This is a genomic window from Pseudoalteromonas sp. CuT4-3 (assembly GCF_035666335.1).
Classification (GTDB): domain Bacteria; phylum Pseudomonadota; class Gammaproteobacteria; order Enterobacterales; family Alteromonadaceae; genus Pseudoalteromonas; species Pseudoalteromonas atlantica.
The window spans coordinates 681,664-701,566 of the sequence record NZ_CP142031.1 but is presented as its reverse complement, the minus strand read 5'-3'; the positions used below and the strand labels follow the sequence as shown (position 1 = coordinate 701,566).

The 19,903-nt window shown below is 43.4% G+C and carries 17 protein-coding genes; 8 read left to right on the top strand and 9 right to left on the bottom strand.

The window, feature by feature from the left end; translation table 11 throughout:
* Positions 1 to 30: 30 nt before the first annotated feature.
* The 8 genes from VOI46_RS20065 to VOI46_RS20030 all read right to left on the bottom strand — a co-directional run bounded on the left by VOI46_RS20065 (position 31) and on the right by VOI46_RS20030 (position 7,667).
* Positions 31 to 276 carry a hypothetical protein gene (locus VOI46_RS20065; RefSeq protein ID WP_004587066.1) on the bottom strand — a complete coding sequence of 82 codons (246 nt, stop codon included), beginning with the start codon at positions 274 to 276 and terminating at the stop codon, positions 31 to 33.
* Between the two features lie 55 nt (positions 277 to 331).
* On the bottom strand, positions 332 to 544 hold the full coding sequence (locus tag VOI46_RS20060) for a hypothetical protein (protein WP_004587065.1): 213 nt from the start codon (positions 542 to 544) through the stop codon (positions 332 to 334).
* Between the two features lie 179 nt (positions 545 to 723).
* Positions 724 to 1,458 carry a DUF5020 family protein gene (locus VOI46_RS20055; protein ID WP_004587064.1) on the bottom strand — a complete coding sequence of 245 codons (735 nt, stop codon included), beginning with the start codon at positions 1,456 to 1,458 and terminating at the stop codon, positions 724 to 726.
* Positions 1,459 to 1,488: 30 nt separating this feature from the next.
* Positions 1,489 to 2,865 carry a nucleobase:cation symporter-2 family protein gene (locus tag VOI46_RS20050; protein WP_004587063.1) on the bottom strand — a complete coding sequence of 459 codons (1,377 nt, stop codon included), beginning with the start codon at positions 2,863 to 2,865 and terminating at the stop codon, positions 1,489 to 1,491.
* 78 nt (positions 2,866 to 2,943) lie between these two features.
* Complete coding sequence (locus tag VOI46_RS20045) at positions 2,944 to 4,011, bottom strand: BMP family ABC transporter substrate-binding protein (protein ID WP_248532348.1); 1,068 nt, start codon at positions 4,009 to 4,011, stop codon at positions 2,944 to 2,946.
* A gap of 67 nt (positions 4,012 to 4,078) precedes the next feature.
* A complete protein-coding gene (locus VOI46_RS20040) occupies positions 4,079 to 5,005 on the bottom strand; it encodes an ABC transporter permease (protein WP_004587061.1) in 927 nt (308 codons plus the stop codon).
* A 2-nt stretch (positions 5,006 to 5,007) separates the two neighbouring features.
* A complete protein-coding gene (locus tag VOI46_RS20035; RefSeq protein ID WP_004587060.1) occupies positions 5,008 to 6,111 on the bottom strand; it encodes an ABC transporter permease in 1,104 nt (367 codons plus the stop codon).
* Positions 6,108 to 7,667 carry an ABC transporter ATP-binding protein gene (locus VOI46_RS20030; protein WP_004587059.1) on the bottom strand — a complete coding sequence of 520 codons (1,560 nt, stop codon included), beginning with the start codon at positions 7,665 to 7,667 and terminating at the stop codon, positions 6,108 to 6,110. The genes VOI46_RS20035 and VOI46_RS20030 overlap by 4 nt, the downstream gene beginning before the upstream one ends.
* A 200-nt stretch (positions 7,668 to 7,867) precedes the next feature.
* Here VOI46_RS20030 and xdhA point away from each other — a divergent pair, with 200 nt between their 5' ends.
* The 8 genes from xdhA to puuE are packed head-to-tail and all read left to right on the top strand — an operon-like array spanning position 7,868 to position 16,925.
* Entirely contained in the window at positions 7,868 to 9,367 is a 1,500-nt protein-coding gene (xdhA, locus tag VOI46_RS20025) for a xanthine dehydrogenase small subunit (RefSeq protein ID WP_004587058.1), read from the top strand.
* Positions 9,354 to 11,693 carry a xanthine dehydrogenase molybdopterin binding subunit gene (gene xdhB / locus VOI46_RS20020; protein WP_004587057.1) on the top strand — a complete coding sequence of 780 codons (2,340 nt, stop codon included), beginning with the start codon at positions 9,354 to 9,356 and terminating at the stop codon, positions 11,691 to 11,693. The genes xdhA and xdhB overlap by 14 nt, the downstream gene beginning before the upstream one ends.
* Positions 11,686 to 12,576: a xanthine dehydrogenase accessory protein XdhC gene (xdhC, locus tag VOI46_RS20015; RefSeq protein WP_004587056.1), complete on the top strand. Its 891-nt coding sequence runs from the start codon at positions 11,686 to 11,688 to the stop codon at positions 12,574 to 12,576. Before xdhB ends, xdhC begins: the two co-directional genes overlap by 8 nt.
* Positions 12,573 to 13,073, top strand: a complete 501-nt coding sequence (uraD, locus tag VOI46_RS20010) for a 2-oxo-4-hydroxy-4-carboxy-5-ureidoimidazoline decarboxylase (protein WP_004587055.1) — start codon at positions 12,573 to 12,575, stop codon at positions 13,071 to 13,073. Before xdhC ends, uraD begins: the two co-directional genes overlap by 4 nt.
* Positions 13,070 to 13,408, top strand: a complete 339-nt coding sequence (uraH, locus tag VOI46_RS20005) for a hydroxyisourate hydrolase (RefSeq protein ID WP_004587054.1) — start codon at positions 13,070 to 13,072, stop codon at positions 13,406 to 13,408. Before uraD ends, uraH begins: the two co-directional genes overlap by 4 nt.
* 2 nt (positions 13,409 to 13,410) lie before the next feature.
* Positions 13,411 to 14,775 (top strand): guanine deaminase, encoded by a 1,365-nt coding sequence (gene guaD / locus VOI46_RS20000; protein WP_004587053.1) that lies wholly within the window; start codon positions 13,411 to 13,413, stop codon positions 14,773 to 14,775.
* Positions 14,776 to 14,779: 4 nt separating this feature from the next.
* Positions 14,780 to 15,985, top strand: coding sequence for a urate hydroxylase PuuD (locus tag VOI46_RS19995; protein WP_282337890.1), 1,206 nt, complete (start codon positions 14,780 to 14,782; stop codon positions 15,983 to 15,985).
* A 1-nt stretch (position 15,986) separates the two neighbouring features.
* The gene (puuE, locus tag VOI46_RS19990) at positions 15,987 to 16,925 is read left to right on the top strand and encodes an allantoinase PuuE (protein ID WP_004587051.1); all 939 of its coding nucleotides are present in this window, start codon (positions 15,987 to 15,989) and stop codon (positions 16,923 to 16,925) included.
* A gap of 301 nt (positions 16,926 to 17,226) precedes the next feature.
* Here puuE and VOI46_RS19985 read toward each other — a convergent pair whose 3' ends face one another.
* Positions 17,227 to 19,728, bottom strand: a complete 2,502-nt coding sequence (locus VOI46_RS19985) for a S8 family serine peptidase (protein ID WP_282337783.1) — start codon at positions 19,726 to 19,728, stop codon at positions 17,227 to 17,229.
* Between the last annotated feature and the right edge of the window lie 175 nt (positions 19,729 to 19,903).

The window sequence follows — 19,903 nt, the reverse complement described above, 5'->3', positions numbered from 1 at the left end:
CGAGAAATTCTTATTCGTAAATTTGACTCATTAGCTCTGTTTATTACCTAACTCTATTAACGTTAATACGGCATTTAAACGCGTATTTAACTGATAAAAAATAAACGAACTAAATAAAGCGATAATGCATAAAAGTATGCCCATTTGTACTTTGCTGCTTAGTTCAAAAACAAATAACGAAGCCGATAGTATAATTAAAGCTAGAGAATAAGCTATTGATTGAAAAGTAAAATTAATATCGCCTTGCGCAACTTTAAGTAATTCTTCTTTTGTCATTGTAATGTCCGTTTTGGGTTTGTGGCGGGAGGTATTTAAAATTAAAAATATTGCTCTACTTTAGTGCTTCTATGTTTTTAGGGTTTACTAAATTCATTACCGCAAGGTAAATCCAACCACCAATAAAAGTAAATCCTAAGGCAAACGTAACAAATGCACTAACAAGCTTTGAACGATTTTGTTTAGCAGCTAAACGTACAGAAAGTAAGGCAGGTATTAAAGATGAAAAAATTAAAATAATATAGATAAAATTAGCACTAATATTCATTAAAAATCCTTTATGTTAATTGGGAAATGGCTATCTTTTAAGGTGATACCATAAATACTAAAAGATATTTAAACCACATCTAAAGCTATCATAAAAAGTGCTTTTATAGGTACATTTAATAATACAAAAAAGGCTGCATTAACTAGCAGCCTTTTTTGTATTCTGTAACGCTTAAAGTTTTAAAAATGCCATTTAACCATTAGGTTTGGGTTGTGCTCTGTTTGACCGTCTACACCAAACTTATTTTTCCAATATACGTATTCTATGCCTACATCAAGGCGACCTGTGTCTAGGCCAAGCATAGGAGCAATGTTGTATTTAAGTTGTGAGGTAAAGTTAAAACCGCCTTCGCTTTTACCAAACATAGTGTCGGTACTGTCAACAATATCTAAAAAGCCATCGTATCTAAAGTTACCCTTGTTATAGCCCCACGTTACGGTTATTTGGTTGTTATCTTCACGCTCTATGCCAATATCGTCCTGAAAACGACGGTAATAAGCCACATTAAAATATTGGAACCCTGGTACATCTAACGATACGCCGCCACCTAATAAGTAGTTATTTTGATCGGTATCGCCCGAGCCATATTCTGTTTGTAGGCCTAAAAACACCTCTTTAACAAAGCTGTTTTGTGGCTTGTAAAGCGTTGGGTTTATGTTTAGCTCTCCGTATACTTCATCGGGGTTACTTAATCTATCCATAAAAAAGAAGGTACCGCCCCATGTATGCCCCGATGCATGCTCAATGGTTACTACGCTTCTGTCATCTTCCTCCCCCGAGAACGGCTCGAGGTAATCGGCGCCGGTCATGGCGGTTATACTAAAATCTGACCACAGCTCTTTTGCCGACACACTACTTGAACACACCGCGATAGCACTGACTAAGGCTAATTTTTTAATTGTTGTAATTTTCATTGTTAATCCCTTTGTTATAATTTTATTAGTCTAGTTAAGATGATCTGTACTTGCTGAATAATTTTCTGGTAAAACAAGCGTCATAACGATGGCGGTTAAACCCGATACCGTTACAGCGCTGCCAAAAATAGCGGTTACCAGCTTAGGCGCATTTATAAACATTTCGGGCACAAAGCTAACCCCTAGCCCCATACCTAAGCTCACCGCAATAATAAGTAAGCTACGACGATTTATTTTTTCGCTTGCAAGAATTTTTACCCCTGCGGCTGCCACTGTGCCAAACATCACGAGCGTTGCACCGCCTAGCACTGGTTTAGGAATATTTTGTAGCACGGCACCAATCACCGGAAATAACCCTAAAATAATCAAAATTACACCAATCCACAGGCCAATGTATCTACTTGCTACACCGGTTAACTGAATAACGCCGTTATTTTGGCTAAAAGTAGTATTAGGAAACGTATTAAATGCGGCAGCAATCATTGAGTTAACCCCATCGCCTAAAATACCGCCGCGTATACGCGCTAAATAGCTTGCGCCTTTTACCGGTAATTTAGACACCGCACAATTTGCGGTTATATCGCCTGTGGATTCAATGGCGGTAATTAGGTATAAAAAGCTAAAGGCAAACATGGCGCCAAAATCAATGTTAAAGCCATATTTAAAGGGTAATGGCATGGCTATTAAATCAAACTCGCCCATTTTAAATTTGGCTATACCTAAAATAAGTGCAAGTAACCACCCTACTAACATGGCAACTACTACAGCGGTAAGCCTTACCCACTGATTTTTGCTAGCATTTAGTAATACCACCAGCGCCACCACCGAAAAACCCACAATTAAGTTGCTTGGCGAGGCAAACTTTTCAGGCATATTAGTTAATAACCATTGCCCGCCGCCTATGTCGGTCATGCCTACTTTAATAAGGTAAACCCCAATGGTGGTGATCACCACACCGGTCACTACAGGCTTAATTACTTTGCCAAGCTTTTCTATAAAAAAGCTAATAAATATCTCTACAAAGGCTGCTAAAAAACACACAGCAAAAATGGTGGCAAGTATTTCATCGTTTCCGCCTCCAGTGGCTTTTACGGTAAAACCGGTTGCCAAAATAGTGCCTAAAAACGCAAAGCTGGTGCCTTGTACGCATATAAGCCCTGAGCCAATTGGCCCCACACGGCGAGCCTGAATAAATGTACCAACCCCCGATACAAACAACGCCATACTAATTAAATACGGTATTTCGCTACCAAGCCCCAACACGCCACCAATAATAAGCGTGGGCGTAATAATACCTACAAAACTTGCCAGTACATGTTGCAGGGCAGCAAAAAAAGATTCGGTCAGCCCTGGTTTATCATCTACTGCGTAAATTATGTCTTCTGAGATTGCTTCTTGGTTTGACATAGTCAACATCCTTTTAGCGCTTTAATATGGGCAAGGTATAAATGCCTTGCCCAGGTTTTAATTTAAATACAGTGGCGCTTATTTAAGCTGCCCTTCAACACCCTCTACATAAAAGTCCATACCAAGTAAGGTTTTATCATCAATTGTTTGCCCCGCTTTAGTTACCAGCTCACCTTGCTGATTGTTAATTGGGCCACTAAATGGATGAAACTCACCGTTGGCAATTTTGGTTTTAATCGCCTCTACCTCGGCAACAACATTGGCAGGAATATCTTTACTCAGTGGCGCTAAGCGAGTCATACCGGCATCTATGCCTTTCCATACATTTTGCGATTGCCATTTATCGTCAAGTACTTGCTGCACGCGCTCGGCGTAAAACTCATCCCAATGATGAACAGGTGCCGTAAGGTGCGCTTTTTTACCATAGCCGCTCATATCTGAGTGGTAACCAATGGCGTATATTCCAGCGGCTTCTGCGGCTTGAAGTGGGGCGGGTGAGTCGGTGTGCTGGGTAATAATATCAACACCTTGGTCGATTAAACTGTCGGCAGCTTCGCGCTCTTTACCAGGGTCAAACCAGCTATTAACCCACACTACTTTTACTTTTGCGTTAGGTTTTACTGAGCGCAGGCCTAAAGTAAACGCGTTAATACCGCGTATTACCTCAGGAATAGGAAACGCGGCAATATAGCCAATACTGTCAGATTTACTCATGTGCCCAGCAATAACACCGGTTAGGTAGCGCCCTTCGTAAATACGGTCAAAATAAGTGCCCACATTTTTAGCGCGTTTATAACCTGTTGCATGCTCAAACTTTACGTTAGGAAAACGTTTAGCCACTTTAATGGTCGGGTTCATGTAGCCAAACGAGGTGGTAAATATTAAATCGTGCCCGCTTTTGGCTAGTTGTGTAATAACTCGCTCTGCATCGGCGCCCTCTGGCACGCTCTCTACAAAGGTGGTTTTTATTTTTTCGCCAAATTTATCCTCTAGGTAGCGGCGGCTTACATCGTGGGTGTAAGTCCAACCAGCTTCGCCAATCGGGCTTACATATACAAACCCTACTTTTACGCTGTCTTTTGCCATTGCACTCGCGCTTAACCCTAAGCTAAGTGCTACGCCAAGCGCTGTTATTAGTTTTTTCATTGTTATTCTCCGTGTTGTATTTTTAATATCCTGTTGAAGGCTTATTGTTACTCTTTGTATAAAATTTTTAATGGCCCTTATGCCAAGGCTTACCTAGCCACATGGGTTCGTACATTTTTAGTTTTTGTTTATTTTTACTTAGCATAATCAGTACTATAAGCGTTGCACCATAAGGCAGCATGGCCAGTAAATTAGAATCCACCGCTAAGCCAAGCGCCTGTGCCACTAAGTGCATAATGCTGGCAAAACCAAATAAATAAGCGCCTAGCATTACCCGCTCAATTCGCCAACTTGCAAATACCACTAAAGCCAGTGCTATCCAGCCACGACCCGAGGTCATGTTTTGTGTCCAAAGGGGCGTGTAAGCAAGCGATAGGTACGCCCCTGCAATACCCGCCATTGCGCCGCCAAACATCACCGCTAAATAGCGAGTACGCATTACAGGCAAGCCTAAGTTATTACCAACGCCTGGGTTTTCACCAATAGCGCGTACCGCAAGCCCTGCCCTGTGGTATTTAAAAAATAAATAAGCGCCAAGTATTAATGCCCAACTTAAATACACAATGGCATCTTGCGAAAACAATGCTTTGCCCAGTAGCGGAATATGCTCAAACCCTGCAATTGCTAAAGTGGGTAAGGCATTAATGGTTTTACCCTCGTAATCAACGCCTAAAAATGCCGACAAGCCCGTGCCAAAAATAGTTAGCGCTAACCCCGCAGCCACTTGGCTAGCATTTAAATTAAGTGCTACAAACGCAAATACTAACGACGCCATCACCCCCACAAGCGCAGCCACGCTAAAGCCTATAAAGAGGTTGTCGCATTGGTACATGGTTATAAACCCTGCCACCGCGCCTAATAACATCATGCCCTCTTGCCCAAGGTTAAGTGTGCCGCTTTTCTCGCATACCATTTCACCTAGAGCCACCAGCAATAAAGGCGTGCCGGTGCGAATAGTGGCGTATAAAATATTTGTGAATACCTCTAAATCCATGTTTAAGATTCCAGTGCGATGGGTGTTAGCTGCGTTTTTTGTTGTTTAAATGGCAGTAACAATTTAATGCGATAACCAATAAGCACATCGCACGAGAGTAAATAAAACAGCATTAAGCCCTGAAAAATGCCGGTAATGGCATTGGGTAGGCCAATTTCTATTTGCGCCATTTCGCCGCCCATATAAATAAGCCCCATTAACAGCCCTGCTAAGGTGATCCCAAGCGGATGTAAGCGCCCTAAAAAAGCCACAATAATTGCAGCGTAACCATAACCGGGTGATATTTGCGGTACTAATTGCCCAATAGGCCCAGCTACTTCGCCAGCCCCTGCAAGCCCAGCTAACCCGCCACTTATTACCAATACCCCTGCAATTAAAAGCGCACGTTTATAGCCCGCCATTTTGGCGGCCGATGCATCAAGCCCAAGTACTTGAATTTGAAAACCCACAAAGGTTTTACTAATAAATACCCATGTGGCACACAGCGCTAATAACGCAAATGCAAGCCCTAAATGAAGGCGAGTACCCTCAAATAAAACTGGTAGTAAGGTGCTATCGCCAAATAAGGCGCTTTCAGGAAAGTTATAACCGTATGGGTCTTTTAATGGCCCGTGTACTGACCACAGCAACACATTAACGGCAATGTAATTGAGCATAATGGTGACTAAAATTTCGTTGGTGTTTAAACGTAATTTCATAAACGCGGCTAAGCCTGCCCACATCATGCCACCGGCAATACCTGCAAGTAATGTAAGCCCTAATGCAAAGGAACTTGTAGAGTCAACAAAGTTAACAGCTACGGCACTGGCGCATACGCCGCCAATCAGTAGCTGCCCTTCAGCACCTATATTCCACACCGACGCTCTGTAGCACAGCGCTAAACCATAGGCACATAATAAAATTGGAATGGTCATTACTAATAGCTCGGTAACGCCGTACCAGTCAGAAATAGGCGCTATGAGTAAGGTATATAAGGCATTAAGCGGATCGTGCCCTAGTAAGGCAAACACCACATAACCTGTTATTAAAGTGAGTAAAATGGCTAAAACAGGAGAAAGATAACTCCATGTGTTTGAGCGCTCTACGCGGGGTTCAAGCTTTATCATGCCAGCGCTCCTTGCGGTGTTATTTTTGCTGTGTTGCTTTTAGTGTCGTGATTAAAATCGCCCGCCATCCACTGCCCTAATTGCACAAGTGGTACACAGTCGGTATTTAAAATAGGTGAGAGTTTGCCATCACAAATTGCACCAATACGGTCACAAATTTTATAGAGCTCGTCTAAATCTTCTGAAATAACCAGTACTGCACAGCCTTCGTCGCGCAGCGATAAAATTGCCTCGTGAATGGCAACTTGCGCGCCAATATCTACACCCCAAGTAGGGTGCGACATAACCAGCAATTGTGGGTTTTGCTCAACCTCTCGGCCAATAATAAACTTTTGCAAATTACCGCCCGAAAGGCTTGCTGCGTGAGTACGGTTGCTGGGGGTTTTTACGTTGTATTTTTTAATGATTTTGTCGGCGAGTTGGCTAATTTTTTGTCTTACTAAAAAGCCTTTTTTAACTAAACCACTATCAAAACTGGTAAGAAGTGCATTGTGCGCTAAGTCCATATCAGGGACTGCGCCGCGCCCTAGCCTGTCCTCTGGTACGCATGCAAGCCCAAGCCTGCGCCTTTTTAGAGGGCATAACGCATCAACAGCGGTATTTTTAAATTTTATTGCATTGCTATTTTTTTGTGGCTCCTCTCCCGAAAGCGCTTTTAATAGCTCCTCTTGCCCATTACCGGCAACCCCTGCAATACCGACTATTTCGCCTTGTTGTACGGCAAAGTTAATGTTTTTAAGCGCAATATCAAATAACGCCTGCGCACTGGTTGATAAGTTATCGACTGTTAAAAAATCACCTGTGCCAGTCGCTCTGCGTGTTTGGTTACTTATCGGGGTGCTGTCGCCTACCATTAAGCGAGCTATTGATTCGCTGGTTTCGTTTTTAGGAATGCAATGCCCACTTACCTTGCCGGCGCGCAAAATAGTGGCGCTGTCGCACAGCGCAATAACTTCATGCAACTTATGGCTAATAAACAGCACCGAGCAGCCTTCTTTTTTAAGCGAATGCAGGGTTTTAAACAGTGCGTCTACTTCTTGCGGAGTGAGTACCGAGGTGGGTTCATCTAAAATAAGCAGTTGAATATCTAATAATAAACACCTGACTATTTCTACTCGTTGGCGCTCGCCTGTTGAAAGCGTAGACACTAACCTATGCGGGTCCAGCGGCATGCCGTACCTAGCCGATGTTTTACTAATTCTGCTAGCAAGTGTGCTGCTATGCCCTACTAAATCGCCCAGTGCTAACGCGATATTTTGCGCAACTGTTAGGGTTTCAAATAACGAAAAATGCTGAAACACCATACCTATGCCTAATTCGCGGGCATCGGCGGGTTCTTTTATGTCCATTTTACGACCATTAAAAAACATGTCCCCTTGGTCAGGTTTAACTACACCGTAAAGCATTTTCATTAACGTGCTTTTACCCGCGCCGTTTTCACCAAGCAGGGCATGCACCTCACCATGTTTTATTTTTATTGTTACGCCGTCGTTGGCTATACATCCGGGGTACTGCTTTGTCATTCCCTGCATAGTAAGGCGGTATTTATTGTCCATTATTTAAACCTTTCTTTGTGCTTGTTGGTTAAATAAGCTAGCCTAGAAACTTAGCTGACCAAGCGGTCAACAATGGCATGGTATCTGCAATTAACTTACCAAGATGAAAAAGTTTTTTTCTTACCTGCTTAAAAACAACAAGAAAAAATATACGCCAAGCCTTTACATATCAGGGCTTTATAAAAGTTAAGGGGGTCTGTGTGATTACGTTTTTATTAAATGACACGCCAATAGAAGTAGAAGAATGCGCGCCGAATCTCACCATTTTGGACTGGCTTCGCACCAAAAAAGGGAAAATGGGCACCAAAGAAGGGTGTGCAACAGGCGATTGTGGCGCATGCACAATTTTAGTTGGCGAAGAAAAACTAAATTCAAACGGTGAGCCAGTTTGGCACTATAAAACCATGAATAGCTGCCTGCTTTTATTAGGTAATGCACACGCAAAACACATAGTAACCGTAGAGGCTGTAACAACTGGGCTTTACCCTACACTTAACGATTTACACCCAGTGCAACGCGCATTGGTTGAGTGCCATGGTTCGCAATGTGGTTTTTGTACCCCTGGCATAATAATGAGCATGTTGGCGCTTTATATTAATAACCCGAGTTACCCAGGTAAAAAAGCCGCTATTCATGCGCTAGGGGGTAATTTATGTCGTTGTACGGGTTACAGCCCTATTTTACTTGCAGTTGAAAAAGCTTATAGCTACGAGCGTAAAAATGAGCCTTACTCTGCCATGGCGGCACAATTTAAGGCATCACTAAATATAGGTGATGACATTCCTTGTTTAAAAAATGGCCCTCGTACGTTTTATTTACCGCAAAGTGCAGCGCAACTTGTTGAGCTTAAAGCGCGTTACCCACAGGCACACCTGGTTGCTGGTGGCACCGACTTTGCCATTGAGCTTAGCCAAAACATGCTATTGCCCAATATTATTATATCGCTTAGCCAAACCAGTGAGCTGTGCACTTTAAGCGATAACAGCGGCGAGCTACATATTGGTGCAGCACTCCCTTACAGCCAATTTGTTGAAGCGTTTTACACTTACTACCCTGAGTCTAAAGAGCTGTTTGAACGCCTAGGCTCTAACCAAGTACGTAACAGTGGCACCTTAGGTGGCAGCATAGGAAACGCCTCTCCTATTGGCGATCCAGCTCCTTTACTCATTGCACTTAATGCCACTTTAGATTTATTAAGCGCAGCAGGCACACGTACAATAAACGTGGCCGACTACTTTGTTGATTACAAAAAAACAGTCATTAAAAGCGATGAAGTCATTAGCAAAATTACCGTACCTAAACGCCCAGACTCGTTAAAGCTTGCGTGTCATAAAATTTCAAAACGCTTTGAAGATGATATATCTACTGTGTGTTTAGTGCTGGCTATAGAGCAAACGCAAGGCGTAATTAGCAATGCCCGCTGCGCCATGGGCGGTATGGCTGCAATACCCAAACGCGCCGCGCACATAGAGCAAAAGCTAAATGCTCAGCCCTTACAAGTAAGCACATTTATAGATGCCGCTAGTGCTATAAATGATGACTTTGCTCCCATGAGCGATGTACGCAGCAGCGCGCATTACCGCACTACGGTAAGCAAAAACTTGCTACAGCGTATTGGTATTGAGTTTTGCGGCGCACAGCCAAGCAGTAAAAATAATAACAACATTGCCATTACGAGGATTTCACATGCGTCACTTTGAAATGGATAAACTAAAAGCCCAAGGCGGAAGTGTTGGCCAATCTAAGTATCACGAAAGCGCAATAAAGCAAGTATGTGGCAATGCAAACTACGCCGACGATAACCCAGAGCCCCATGGCTGCTTGCACGCCTACCCTGTACTTGCGCCCATTACCAGCGGCTTTATTAAATCAATTGATACAAGTAAAGCGCTTGAAGTGGCAGGCGTTAAACGTATTTTATCGGCCGATGATGTACCCGGTAAGCTTGATATTGGCCCAGTATTTCCTGGGGATGTGCTATTAACCAATCACGAAATTCAATATCACGGGCAACCTGTGCTGGTAGTGGTTGCCAAAAGCTACGCCATTGCGCGCCGCGCTGCTCGCTTAGTGGTTATAGAGTGCGAGCAAACCACCCCCATACTTGATATTAAAGAAGCGATTAAAAAAGAGCACTGGGTAAGGCCGCCACATTCACTTAACCGCGGTAATAGCGAGCAAGCCATTAATAATGCAGCCCACCAACTTAAAGGCGAAATACACATAGGCGGGCAAGAACACTTTTACCTTGAGGGGCAAATAGCACTCGCTCAGCCCGACAACGATGGCGGGATTCATGTTCAATGTTCTACACAGCACCCAACAGAGGTGCAGCACTTAGTTGCTAAAATTTTAAAAAAGCCATTTAGCTTTGTAAATGTAGAAACCCGCCGGATGGGCGGAGCCTTTGGCGGTAAAGAAACCCAAGGCGCACCGTGGGCTTGCCTTGCTGCCCTTGCAGTTTACTACCTTGGCTGCGCCGTTAAAATGCGCCTAGCCCGCAGCGACGACTTTAAACTTACCGGTAAACGCCATCCATTTTATAATCAATACCATGTAGGGTTTGACGAAAATGGCCTGATTGAAGGCGCTGATGTAACTGTAAATGGATTTTGTGGTTATTCGCCTGATTTATCTGATGCCATTGTAGACCGTGCAATGTTTCATGCTGATAACGCTTATTACTACCCAGCGGCCACAATTAAGGGGAACCGCTGTAAAGTAAACACCGTAAGTCACACTGCGTTTAGAGGATTTGGTGGCCCGCAAGGCATGATCATGGGCGAGCTAATAATGGACGACATAGCCGCTAAATTAGGTAAAGATCCGCTTGAGATCCGAAAACTTAATTTATACAAAAAAGGCCGCGACACCACCCCGTATCATCAAACAGTAGAGCAGCATATTTTAAAAGATATGATAAGCCAACTTGAGGAGTCAGGTGATTACTGGGCGCGAAAAAAGGCAATTAAAGCCTTTAACGCATCATCCCCTATTATCAAAAAAGGCCTTGCGATGACGCCGGTTAAATACGGTATATCGTTTACCGTACAACACTTAAACCAGGCGGGTGCACTCGTACATGTTTATAGCGATGGATCAATTCATTTAAACCATGGCGGCACCGAAATGGGCCAAGGGCTTAATACAAAAATAGCGCAAATAGTAGCCCATGGCTTTGGCGTTGATTTTGACGCAGTAAGCATAAGCGCTACCCGTACCGACAAAGTACCAAACACCTCGCCAACCGCCGCATCAAGCGGGACTGACTTAAATGGCATGGCGGCGCTAAACGCGGTAAATACCATAAAAGAGCGTTTAATAAACTTTATAAGTGAGCACTTTGAAGTAGACAGCCAAAGTATTGTATTTAAAGATAATCTCATTACCTTTAGCAAAGGCGAAATTAGCTTTAGCGAACTTGCAAACCTTGCTTATATGAATCGTATATCGCTTTCATCAACCGGTTATTACGCCACGCCTAAAATTCATTACGATAGAGCGAAAGGCGAAGGCCGGCCATTTTTTTACTACGCGCATGGCGTAGCACTCAGTGAAGTAGAAGTAGATACGCTGACAGGCGAAAACACAGTAACTCACGTGGATATACTGCACGATGTGGGCAGCTCAATTAACCCTGCACTTGATATAGGCCAAATTGAAGGCGCTTTTGTGCAAGGTATGGGCTGGCTTACCACCGAAGACTTACAATGGAACGATAAAGGCCAGCTTGCAAGCTTTGGCCCTGCTAACTACAAAATTCCTGCAATTGGCGATACCCCAGCCGAATTTAATGTAAATTTATATAACTCGGCCAACCCAGAAACCACGGTATTTAGATCAAAAGCGGTTGGCGAGCCGCCGTTTATGTTGGCCTTTAGTGTGTGGAGTGCTATTCGTAATGCTATAAGCAGTGTGGCCGATTACAAATACACCGCTCCACTTGATACACCTGCCACACCTGAGCGTGTATTAAATGCAATTGAGCAAACCACTAGCTGGTTTAAGGAGCAGCAACATGGCTAATTTAAATGAGTCGTTTCAGGGTTTTCATACGCAAAATTGGGCGCAAGCTATAAACGAGCACGAACAAAGCGGCATTAATTATGTTATTGCCACTGTACTTGGCACCAATGGCTCAACCCCACGCGGCACAGGCTCTAAAATGGTAATAAGCGGCGAGCACATTTACGACACCCTTGGCGGTGGACACCTTGAATACGTAGTAATAGAAAAAGCCCGCGAGCTACTTGCCAAAGGCGAGGCAGCGCAAGTGATAGAGCAATTTAACCTAGGCGCAAATTTAGGCCAATGCTGCGGGGGAGCTGCCACCGTTATGCTTGAGTGCATGCAATGCGAGCGCTTTACGCTTGATATTTATGGCGCAGGCCATGTAGCACAGGCGCTTATTGGTATATTGGCGCAATTACCTATGCGCATACGCTGGATAGATAGCCGCGCCGATGTATTCCCGCAGGTTATTCCTAATAACGTAATAAAAGTGGTTGATGAAGAGCCAACAGAGCAAGTAAAACGTGCGCCTAAAGCTAACAATTACTTAATACTGACCCATAACCACCAGCTCGACTTTGCACTTACACAAGCCATTATTAAACGCGCTGATGCCAATTGGCTTGGCGTTATTGGCTCTGATACCAAAGCAAAACGCTTTAAGCAGCGCTTAGCTCATCGTGACTTTACCACCGAGCAAATAAAGCAAATAACCTGCCCTGTCGGGCTTGAAAATGTAACGGGCAAGCTCCCTATGGAAGTGGCAATATCAATTAGCGGGCAGTTAATTGGGCTTTATCAGGCTATGCAAACCCATGCGCCCAAACGCCAAGGCTTGCAATGGCGTGCTCTTAAAAATGCCTTAATTAGCACCACGCACGAGGAAGAAAACGCATGAGTAGCTTAAAAATTAACGACCTAAATGCAGCGCAAGCGCATCAAGCATTAGAGCATTGCTGCGCCGCCCCTAACTGGGTAAGCGGTATGCTAAATATCTTGCCATTTGAAAACAAAGAGCACTTATTTAACAGCGCACAAAGCGTATGGGATAGCCTAGGCGAAAGCGATTATTTAGCCGCTTTTGAAGGCCACCCGCAAATAGGCGATTTATCAACATTAAGTAAAAAGTACGCCGCTACAGCGCAAAAAGCGGGGCACGAACAATCAGGCATGAGTAAAGCAAACGAGCAAACCCTAAAAAAAATGATTGCGCTAAATAAAGAATACCTCAGTAAATTTGGCTTTATATTTATTGTGTGTGCCAGTGGTAAAAGTGCTGAGCAAATGCTTGAACTTATTGAGCAGCGTATACACAACACCCGCAGCACAGAGCTTAATATAGCCGCGGGCGAACAAGCCAAAATAACAAAAATAAGATTGGAGTCATTGCTATGAATAAAAGCCCTATTACTACCCATATTTTAGATACCAGCACGGGCAAACCGGCTGAAAATGTAGCTGTACAATTATTTTCACTCACTAATAACGAGTGGCAATTAATTGCTCAAGGAAAAACAAATAGCGACGGGCGAATTACCGACTGGCTCAACACAGACGTAGAATTTGCAACCTATAAACTGGTTTTTGACTTAGACAGCTATTATGAAAGCCAAGAAACACCTGCGTTTTACCCTGAGGCGCAAATTACCTTTAGATTACAAGATAAAAAGCATCATCATATTCCGTTATTGCTTAGCCCATTTGGCTACTCAACGTACAGAGGCAGCTAATTATGAGCACCTACAACAATAATAAAATGACCGTAATTTGTGCCAACATACTCGACTTTGTTGACGACCCCGCCATCGCAGACGAAAGCGCCCATCGCTATTTTGAAAAAGGCGCATTAGTTATTCAAAGCGGCAAAGTCGTTAACCTTGGTTACGAGCAAGACATACTGCCAAGCATTGATAAGTCAGCCACTATTATTCGCCACGATGGTAAATTAGTAATGCCCGGCATGATAGACACGCACATACACTTACCGCAAACCGAAATGGTCGGTGCGTATGGCGAGCAGCTTTTAAGCTGGCTTACCGAATACGCCTTCCCCACTGAAAAAAAGTTTACCTGTGAGCATTATTCAAAAGACATATCTAATCGCTTTTTAGACGAGCTACTGCGTAATGGCACCACTACCGCATTGGTATTTGGTACTGTGCACCCGCAATCGGTAGATGCGTTTTTTAACGAATCTCAAAAACGTAATTTACGCATGATTGCCGGTAAGGTGATGATGGACAGAAACTGCCCAGATGATTTATCAGATTGCGCGCAAACCAGTTACGATCAATCAAAAGAACTGATAGAAAAATGGCACAATGTTGATAGGTTAAGCTATGCAGTAACGCCACGTTTTGCGCCCACATCTACCCCAGAGCAACTACAAAAATGTACTCAATTATTAGAAGAATACCCCGACACCTACCTACATACCCACTTATCTGAAAACAAAGACGAGTGCGAATGGGTAAAAGGGTTATTCCCAGAGGCTGATGATTACCTTAGCGTGTACGAGCAAGCTAAAATGGTGCGTAAACGCTCGGTATTTGCCCATAGTATTCATTTATCTGAGCGCGAGCTTTGCTGCCTTGCCGATAACAACGCGGCTATATCGCACTGTCCTACCTCTAACTTATTTTTAGGCTCGGGCCTTTTAAATTTAAAGAGATGTGAAGAGCATGGAATAAATGTGGGTATGGGTACCGATGTAGGCGCAGGCACAAGTTTTTCTATGCTACAAACAGGTAACGAAGCGTACAAAATTCAGCAGCTACAAGGTCAAAAGTTCTCAGCATTTAAAGGTTTTTATTTAGCCACCCTAGGCGGCGCACGTGCCCTTGATTTAGAGGGCACCATAGGTAACTTTAATGTAGGCTGCGAGGCCGACTTTATTGTAATGGATTACGCGGCCACCTCGTTTTTAAAGTTCAGAATTGGCCATGCCAAAACCCTTCACGAACAGCTTTTTGCCATGATGATGCTAGGCGACGACCGCTGTATTGAACAAACCTACATTATGGGTGAAAGCGTGTATAAACGCGACCAACAAGCCCAGTTTGCAGCCACACCCACACCCGATTTAGAAGAGGCATAACCCGATGGAAAACTATTTATTTGAGCTTGCTCATTTGGTGTTTAGATACTTTCACGTGGTAGCAGGTATAGCGTGGATTGGCGCCTCATTTTATTTTGTGTGGCTTGATAACAACTTACAAACACCGCCACAATGGAAACAAGATAAAGACATAAAAGGCGATTTATGGGCTATTCATGGCGGCGGCTTTTACGAAGTGGCTAAGTATCAAAATGGCCCAGAACAAATGCCCTCTACCCTACATTGGTTTAAATGGGAGGCCTACACAACCTGGATCAGCGGCGCGCTGTTATTTACGCTGTTATATTATGTGGGCGCAGATGTGTATTTACTCGATGCCAGTAAAAGTGAGCTCAGTAAGTTTGCAGCTATTGGTGCATCACTTGGTTTTATAGGCTTAGGCTATGGTGTTTATCGGTTATTGTGTAAAAGCCCGCTTGTTGAAAATGGCAAGGCATTTATTGCCCTAGGTGTAGGCTTTTTAGCGTTATGGACGTATGGGGTTGATCAGCTATTTAGTGACCGCGCAGTGTATATTCATGTTGGTGCATTAATTGGTACCTGTATGGCCGGTAATGTATATCACATTATTATGCCTGCACAGCGCTACATGGTAAGCGAAGTAGAAGCTGGGCGCATTCCTGATTCAGCGCCGGGCTTAAAAGCAAAGCAGTGCTCAGTCCATAATAACTACGCCACCCTACCAGTTATTTTTATTATGCTAAGTAACCATTTTTCGTATACCTATAGCCATGAGTTTGGTTGGTTAGTGCTTATTGGCTTTTTTATTATTGGTATGTGGATACGCCACTTTTTTAACTTAAAGCACCAAGGTGTTAATAAGCCTTCAGTACTAATAAGCGGTATTGCCGCGTTTTTTGCGTTGATGCTAGCCATTGCACCGTGGCCAAGTAGTCCTGTAAACGCACAAAATGAGCTACAAGTAAGCATAAGTGATGCGCAAGCATGGGATATTATTAATAAACACTGTACACAGTGCCACAGTGAAACCCCTACATCGAAGCTTTTTCAAACCGCGCCGCTCGGCTTTAAGCTCGACTCACTTGCTGATGTAAAAAAAGCCAGTGCACTTATTCATACTCGCGCGGTTATAACCAAAGACATGCCATTGGCTAACATGACAAAAATGACTGATGCAGAGCGTGAAATGCTCGGCACTTGGCTTAGCGCAGTAAAAAAGGAGCAGTAACATGAGCGAGCAATTTAAACATTACCCGCGCGATTTAATTGGTTATGGTGCACACACTCCGCATGCCAACTGGCCTAATAAAGCCCGTATAGCCGTGCAAGTAGTATTAAATTACGAAGAAGGCGGTGAAAACTGTGTACTGCATGGTGATGCAGCAGCCGAAACGTTTTTATCTGAAATAGTCAGCGCTCCCCATGTAGAAGACCGCCACATAAGCATGGAGTCTATTTACGAATATGGCTCGCGCGCAGGCGTGTGGCGCTTACTTAAACTCTTTAAAAAATACGATATACCGGTCACCATTTTTGCTGTGGCAATGGCCCTTGAGCGCCACCCCGATGTAGCTAAAGCCTTTGTTGAAGCTGGGCACGAAATTGCAAGCCACGGCCTGCGCTGGATTAATTATCAACATATAGATAAACAAACCGAGCGCGAGCACATGCAAAAAGCCATTGAAATCATTCAAACGCTTACCGGTAAAAAGCCCACAGGCTGGTACACCGGGCGCACAAGCCCTAACACAGCAGCCCTTGTGGTAGAAAATGGCTCGTTTTTATATGATGCCGACGATTACAGCGACGACTTACCCTTTTACAGTATTAAAGAAGGTAAGCCACAGTTAATAGTGCCCTACACGCTTGATGTAAACGACATGCGCTTTGCCGCTGTGCAAGGCTTTAATGCCGGCGATCAGTTTTATAATTATTTAAAAGATGCCTTTGATACGCTTTATGAAGAAGGCGACCCACAAGGTGAAAACGCCCCTAAAATGATGTCTATAGGGCTGCATTGTCGCTTAATTGGCCGCCCTGGGCGCATTAAAGCCCTTGCACGGTTTTTAGAATATGCTAAATCGCATGAGCAAGTTTGGTTTGCCACGCGCGAGCAAATAGCCGAGCACTGGCTTAAAACTCATCCGTATAATACCAATCCGCAATAGTACTTAATCATTTTCAGGGGCTAAACGTGTCGCTATCTGCGTTAAAAAATTCTCATTTACGACTGCATGGATGCAGAAGGTAGAGCAATGCAGGAGCAATTGCCGAGAACAACTAAATAGCGAATTTTTTGCCTTGCTATCAACACGTTTATCCATCCTCAAAATAGATCATTTAATTATGCACATTGGTATAAAAAAGCCTAGATGTGAGCCGTTAAAGCTAAACTCTAAGAGCTTATTAGAGTTATCGTAAAACAAAAAAAGCCCAGCAGTGCTGGGCTTAAGGTCACTTTAGGAGTAGTTAGTTAAATGACACTGTAATGATGTTAGAACATACATTTTCAGTTACACATAATTGGTAATCGTACGATGGTAATGTAGCACCACGTACGTAGTCGCGGTAACGGCCGTTGTCTGATGTGGTATCAACCAGCTCACCGTTACGGTATACGCTTAATGACTCAGCGCCAACTCGTTCCCAACTTAAATCTACACGCATAGTATCAAGGCGAGATTTATTAGCGCGTTTAAGGGTAAGCTCAAGCTCTACGTCACTTACTACAACCGTTTGCGTTGACGTGCTTGTATTGCCTTCGCTGTCAGTTACGGTTAGTACAACATCGTAATTACCAGAAGCTGCATAGACATGCATTGGGTTTTGATCAGATGATGTTGCACCATCACCAAACTCCCAGCTCCACTGTGTAATATCGTTGTTGGCATCAGTACTTGCATCTGTAAACATGGCCGTTAAGCCCTCTATTTCAGCATCAAAGTTAGCTTGTGGTGGCTGAGGAGTAACCTCTCCAATAGCACTAAAAGTAAGAGACCAGCCATTAATGTTACCAACATCAGCACCCGCAGTATCTACAACATGAAGTGTCCAATCCCCGGTTGCAACTTCGCCGTTAAAGGCGCTTGATGTGAATGTTTTAACAATATCGTCGTCACTGCCACCTTCGTTACTCTGTAAAGTAACTTCAGAGCCTTGAGCTGATGTTAGCGTCAGTACCAAATCACCAGACCAAGTATGTGTAATGTTTACATCGGCAGAAGTGCCAAAAAGAGTTAAATCATCAGCAACGGTAATTACAGAACTTGCACCTTGTGGATCGTTATCTGGAATAGATACGTTTTCATCACTGCTATATGTAAAATCGTTTAAGCCTGCAGGCTGAAGCATTAATGACACTGTTTGTGTTTTTAACTGCTGCTCTGTACTTGCTTCAACAGTAAAATCATAATTACCCCAAGGCGTGTCATCAAACGTATTTACAGTTAACACAACTTCATCACCAGGGCGTGCATTAGAGGCATTTAATGATGCACCCTCTAAACCTGCGCTAAGAGAAAGCGCTACATCGCCATCCCACTGCGCAATCGAACCTATCTCAAACGTGTAGGTAACCGTGTCGCCAACAGTTGCTTGCTGAGTTGTAGGAGTAACCGATAATTTAAAGCCAGGTGTAGGGTCAGCATCTAATAATGCCTGGTTTGCATTTAAACGCGTACCTGCAACTGTTTTACCTGTTAAAGCAGTATTGGCATCACCGCTGCTCATTAACAACTCTTTTAACTCTACGGCTGTTAAATCAGGGTTTACTGAAAGAACAAGAGCAGCCACACCTGCAACATGTGGAGTTGCCATTGAAGTGCCAGAATAACTAGCGTAACCGCCACCTGGAATAGTTGAAAGAATAGCGCTACCCGGCGCGCCCATATCAACACTTACTAGGCCCCACTGTGAAAAACCGGACATGTTATCACTGCTATCTGTACTTGCGATCGATAGGACGCTGTCGTTTTCATAGTTAGACGGGTAGTGCGGGTTTACATCGTTATCTACTGCGTCATTCCCTGCTGCAGCAACGAATAAAATATCTGCGTCCTCACTAGCCGTTATCGCATCGGCTAAAGCTTGGCTATAACCGCCTCCGCCCCAGCTATTATTTAAAACGCGTAAGTTAACACCTGAGTTTTTTAGACCAACCATGTAGTCGATACATTTAATAGCATCAGACGTTGAACCACTACCTGAAGCATCTAAAAATTTACAACCAGCGATAGATACATCATGGTTTACACCCACAATACCTTCGTTATTGTTGCCACTTGCACCAATGGTTCCTGAAACATGCGTACCATGCCCTTGATCATCCATTGGGTTTCCTGTGTTAGTTATGGCATTGATGCCATGAACATCATCAACATAACCGTTACCGTCGTTATCAATTCCATCGCCAGCAATCTCACCAGGATTAACCCAAGCATTAGCTAAAAGATCGGGATGACTGTAATCAACACCAGTATCAATCACACCAACAACCACATCCCTACTACCCGTAGAAATTGACCACGCTTCAGGTGCATCAATGTCAGCATCAGCTACACCGCCAGTTTGACCTTCGTTGTTTAAACCCCACAGATCACCAAAACGCGGATCATTTGGCGTAGTGGCAATGCTTACACGATAGTCTGGTTCAACATACTCAATAGCCTGATGAGTTTTAAGGCGTTTAATCGCCTCTTTAGTACTCATGCCCGAAATTTTAAACTTAGCTAACCGCCCAGAAAGTAAAGACTTATAGTTATCATCAATTTCATCAGCGTTTACATCTGAAATTTTTGCTTTAACTAACGAACGCGCTTGTTTACGCATTTGTGCTGATGCATTTTTTTTGTATTTAACAATTACTGCATCACTACTTGCTACAACAGGGTGTTTAACACCTGCATCAGGTAGTTTTGCAGCAGCTAAACACGGGAGTAAAGCAAGAGTGATAATAGATAATTTTGTTTTCATTGTTCTATCCATAGTTGGTTTAACTTAGCCGTACTAAGTAAGTTTACTTACAACTTCAAATACAAGAGGATCACGTGGCATAGAACTAGAAAACTAATAAATATGGATTTACACAAGTCAAAAAATAACAAAAAACTAAAAATCAACATTTTTAACCAGACTTATTAACAAAAAA

Coding starts and splice junctions, on each gene's coding strand:
- VOI46_RS20065 (WP_004587066.1), bottom strand. CDS start 276: ATGACAAAAGAAGAATTACTTAAAGTTGCGCAAGGCGATATTAATTTT.
- VOI46_RS20060 (WP_004587065.1), bottom strand. CDS start 544: ATGAATATTAGTGCTAATTTTATCTATATTATTTTAATTTTTTCATCT.
- VOI46_RS20055 (WP_004587064.1), bottom strand. CDS start 1,458: ATGAAAATTACAACAATTAAAAAATTAGCCTTAGTCAGTGCTATCGCG.
- VOI46_RS20050 (WP_004587063.1), bottom strand. CDS start 2,865: ATGTCAAACCAAGAAGCAATCTCAGAAGACATAATTTACGCAGTAGAT.
- VOI46_RS20045 (WP_248532348.1), bottom strand. CDS start 4,011: ATGAAAAAACTAATAACAGCGCTTGGCGTAGCACTTAGCTTAGGGTTA.
- VOI46_RS20040 (WP_004587061.1), bottom strand. CDS start 5,005: ATGGATTTAGAGGTATTCACAAATATTTTATACGCCACTATTCGCACC.
- VOI46_RS20035 (WP_004587060.1), bottom strand. CDS start 6,111: ATGATAAAGCTTGAACCCCGCGTAGAGCGCTCAAACACATGGAGTTAT.
- VOI46_RS20030 (WP_004587059.1), bottom strand. CDS start 7,667: ATGGACAATAAATACCGCCTTACTATGCAGGGAATGACAAAGCAGTAC.
- xdhB (WP_004587057.1), top strand. CDS start 9,354: ATGCGTCACTTTGAAATGGATAAACTAAAAGCCCAAGGCGGAAGTGTT.
- xdhC (WP_004587056.1), top strand. CDS start 11,686: ATGGCTAATTTAAATGAGTCGTTTCAGGGTTTTCATACGCAAAATTGG.
- uraD (WP_004587055.1), top strand. CDS start 12,573: ATGAGTAGCTTAAAAATTAACGACCTAAATGCAGCGCAAGCGCATCAA.
- uraH (WP_004587054.1), top strand. CDS start 13,070: ATGAATAAAAGCCCTATTACTACCCATATTTTAGATACCAGCACGGGC.
- guaD (WP_004587053.1), top strand. CDS start 13,411: ATGAGCACCTACAACAATAATAAAATGACCGTAATTTGTGCCAACATA.
- VOI46_RS19995 (WP_282337890.1), top strand. CDS start 14,780: ATGGAAAACTATTTATTTGAGCTTGCTCATTTGGTGTTTAGATACTTT.
- puuE (WP_004587051.1), top strand. CDS start 15,987: ATGAGCGAGCAATTTAAACATTACCCGCGCGATTTAATTGGTTATGGT.
- VOI46_RS19985 (WP_282337783.1), bottom strand. CDS start 19,728: ATGAAAACAAAATTATCTATTATCACTCTTGCTTTACTCCCGTGTTTA.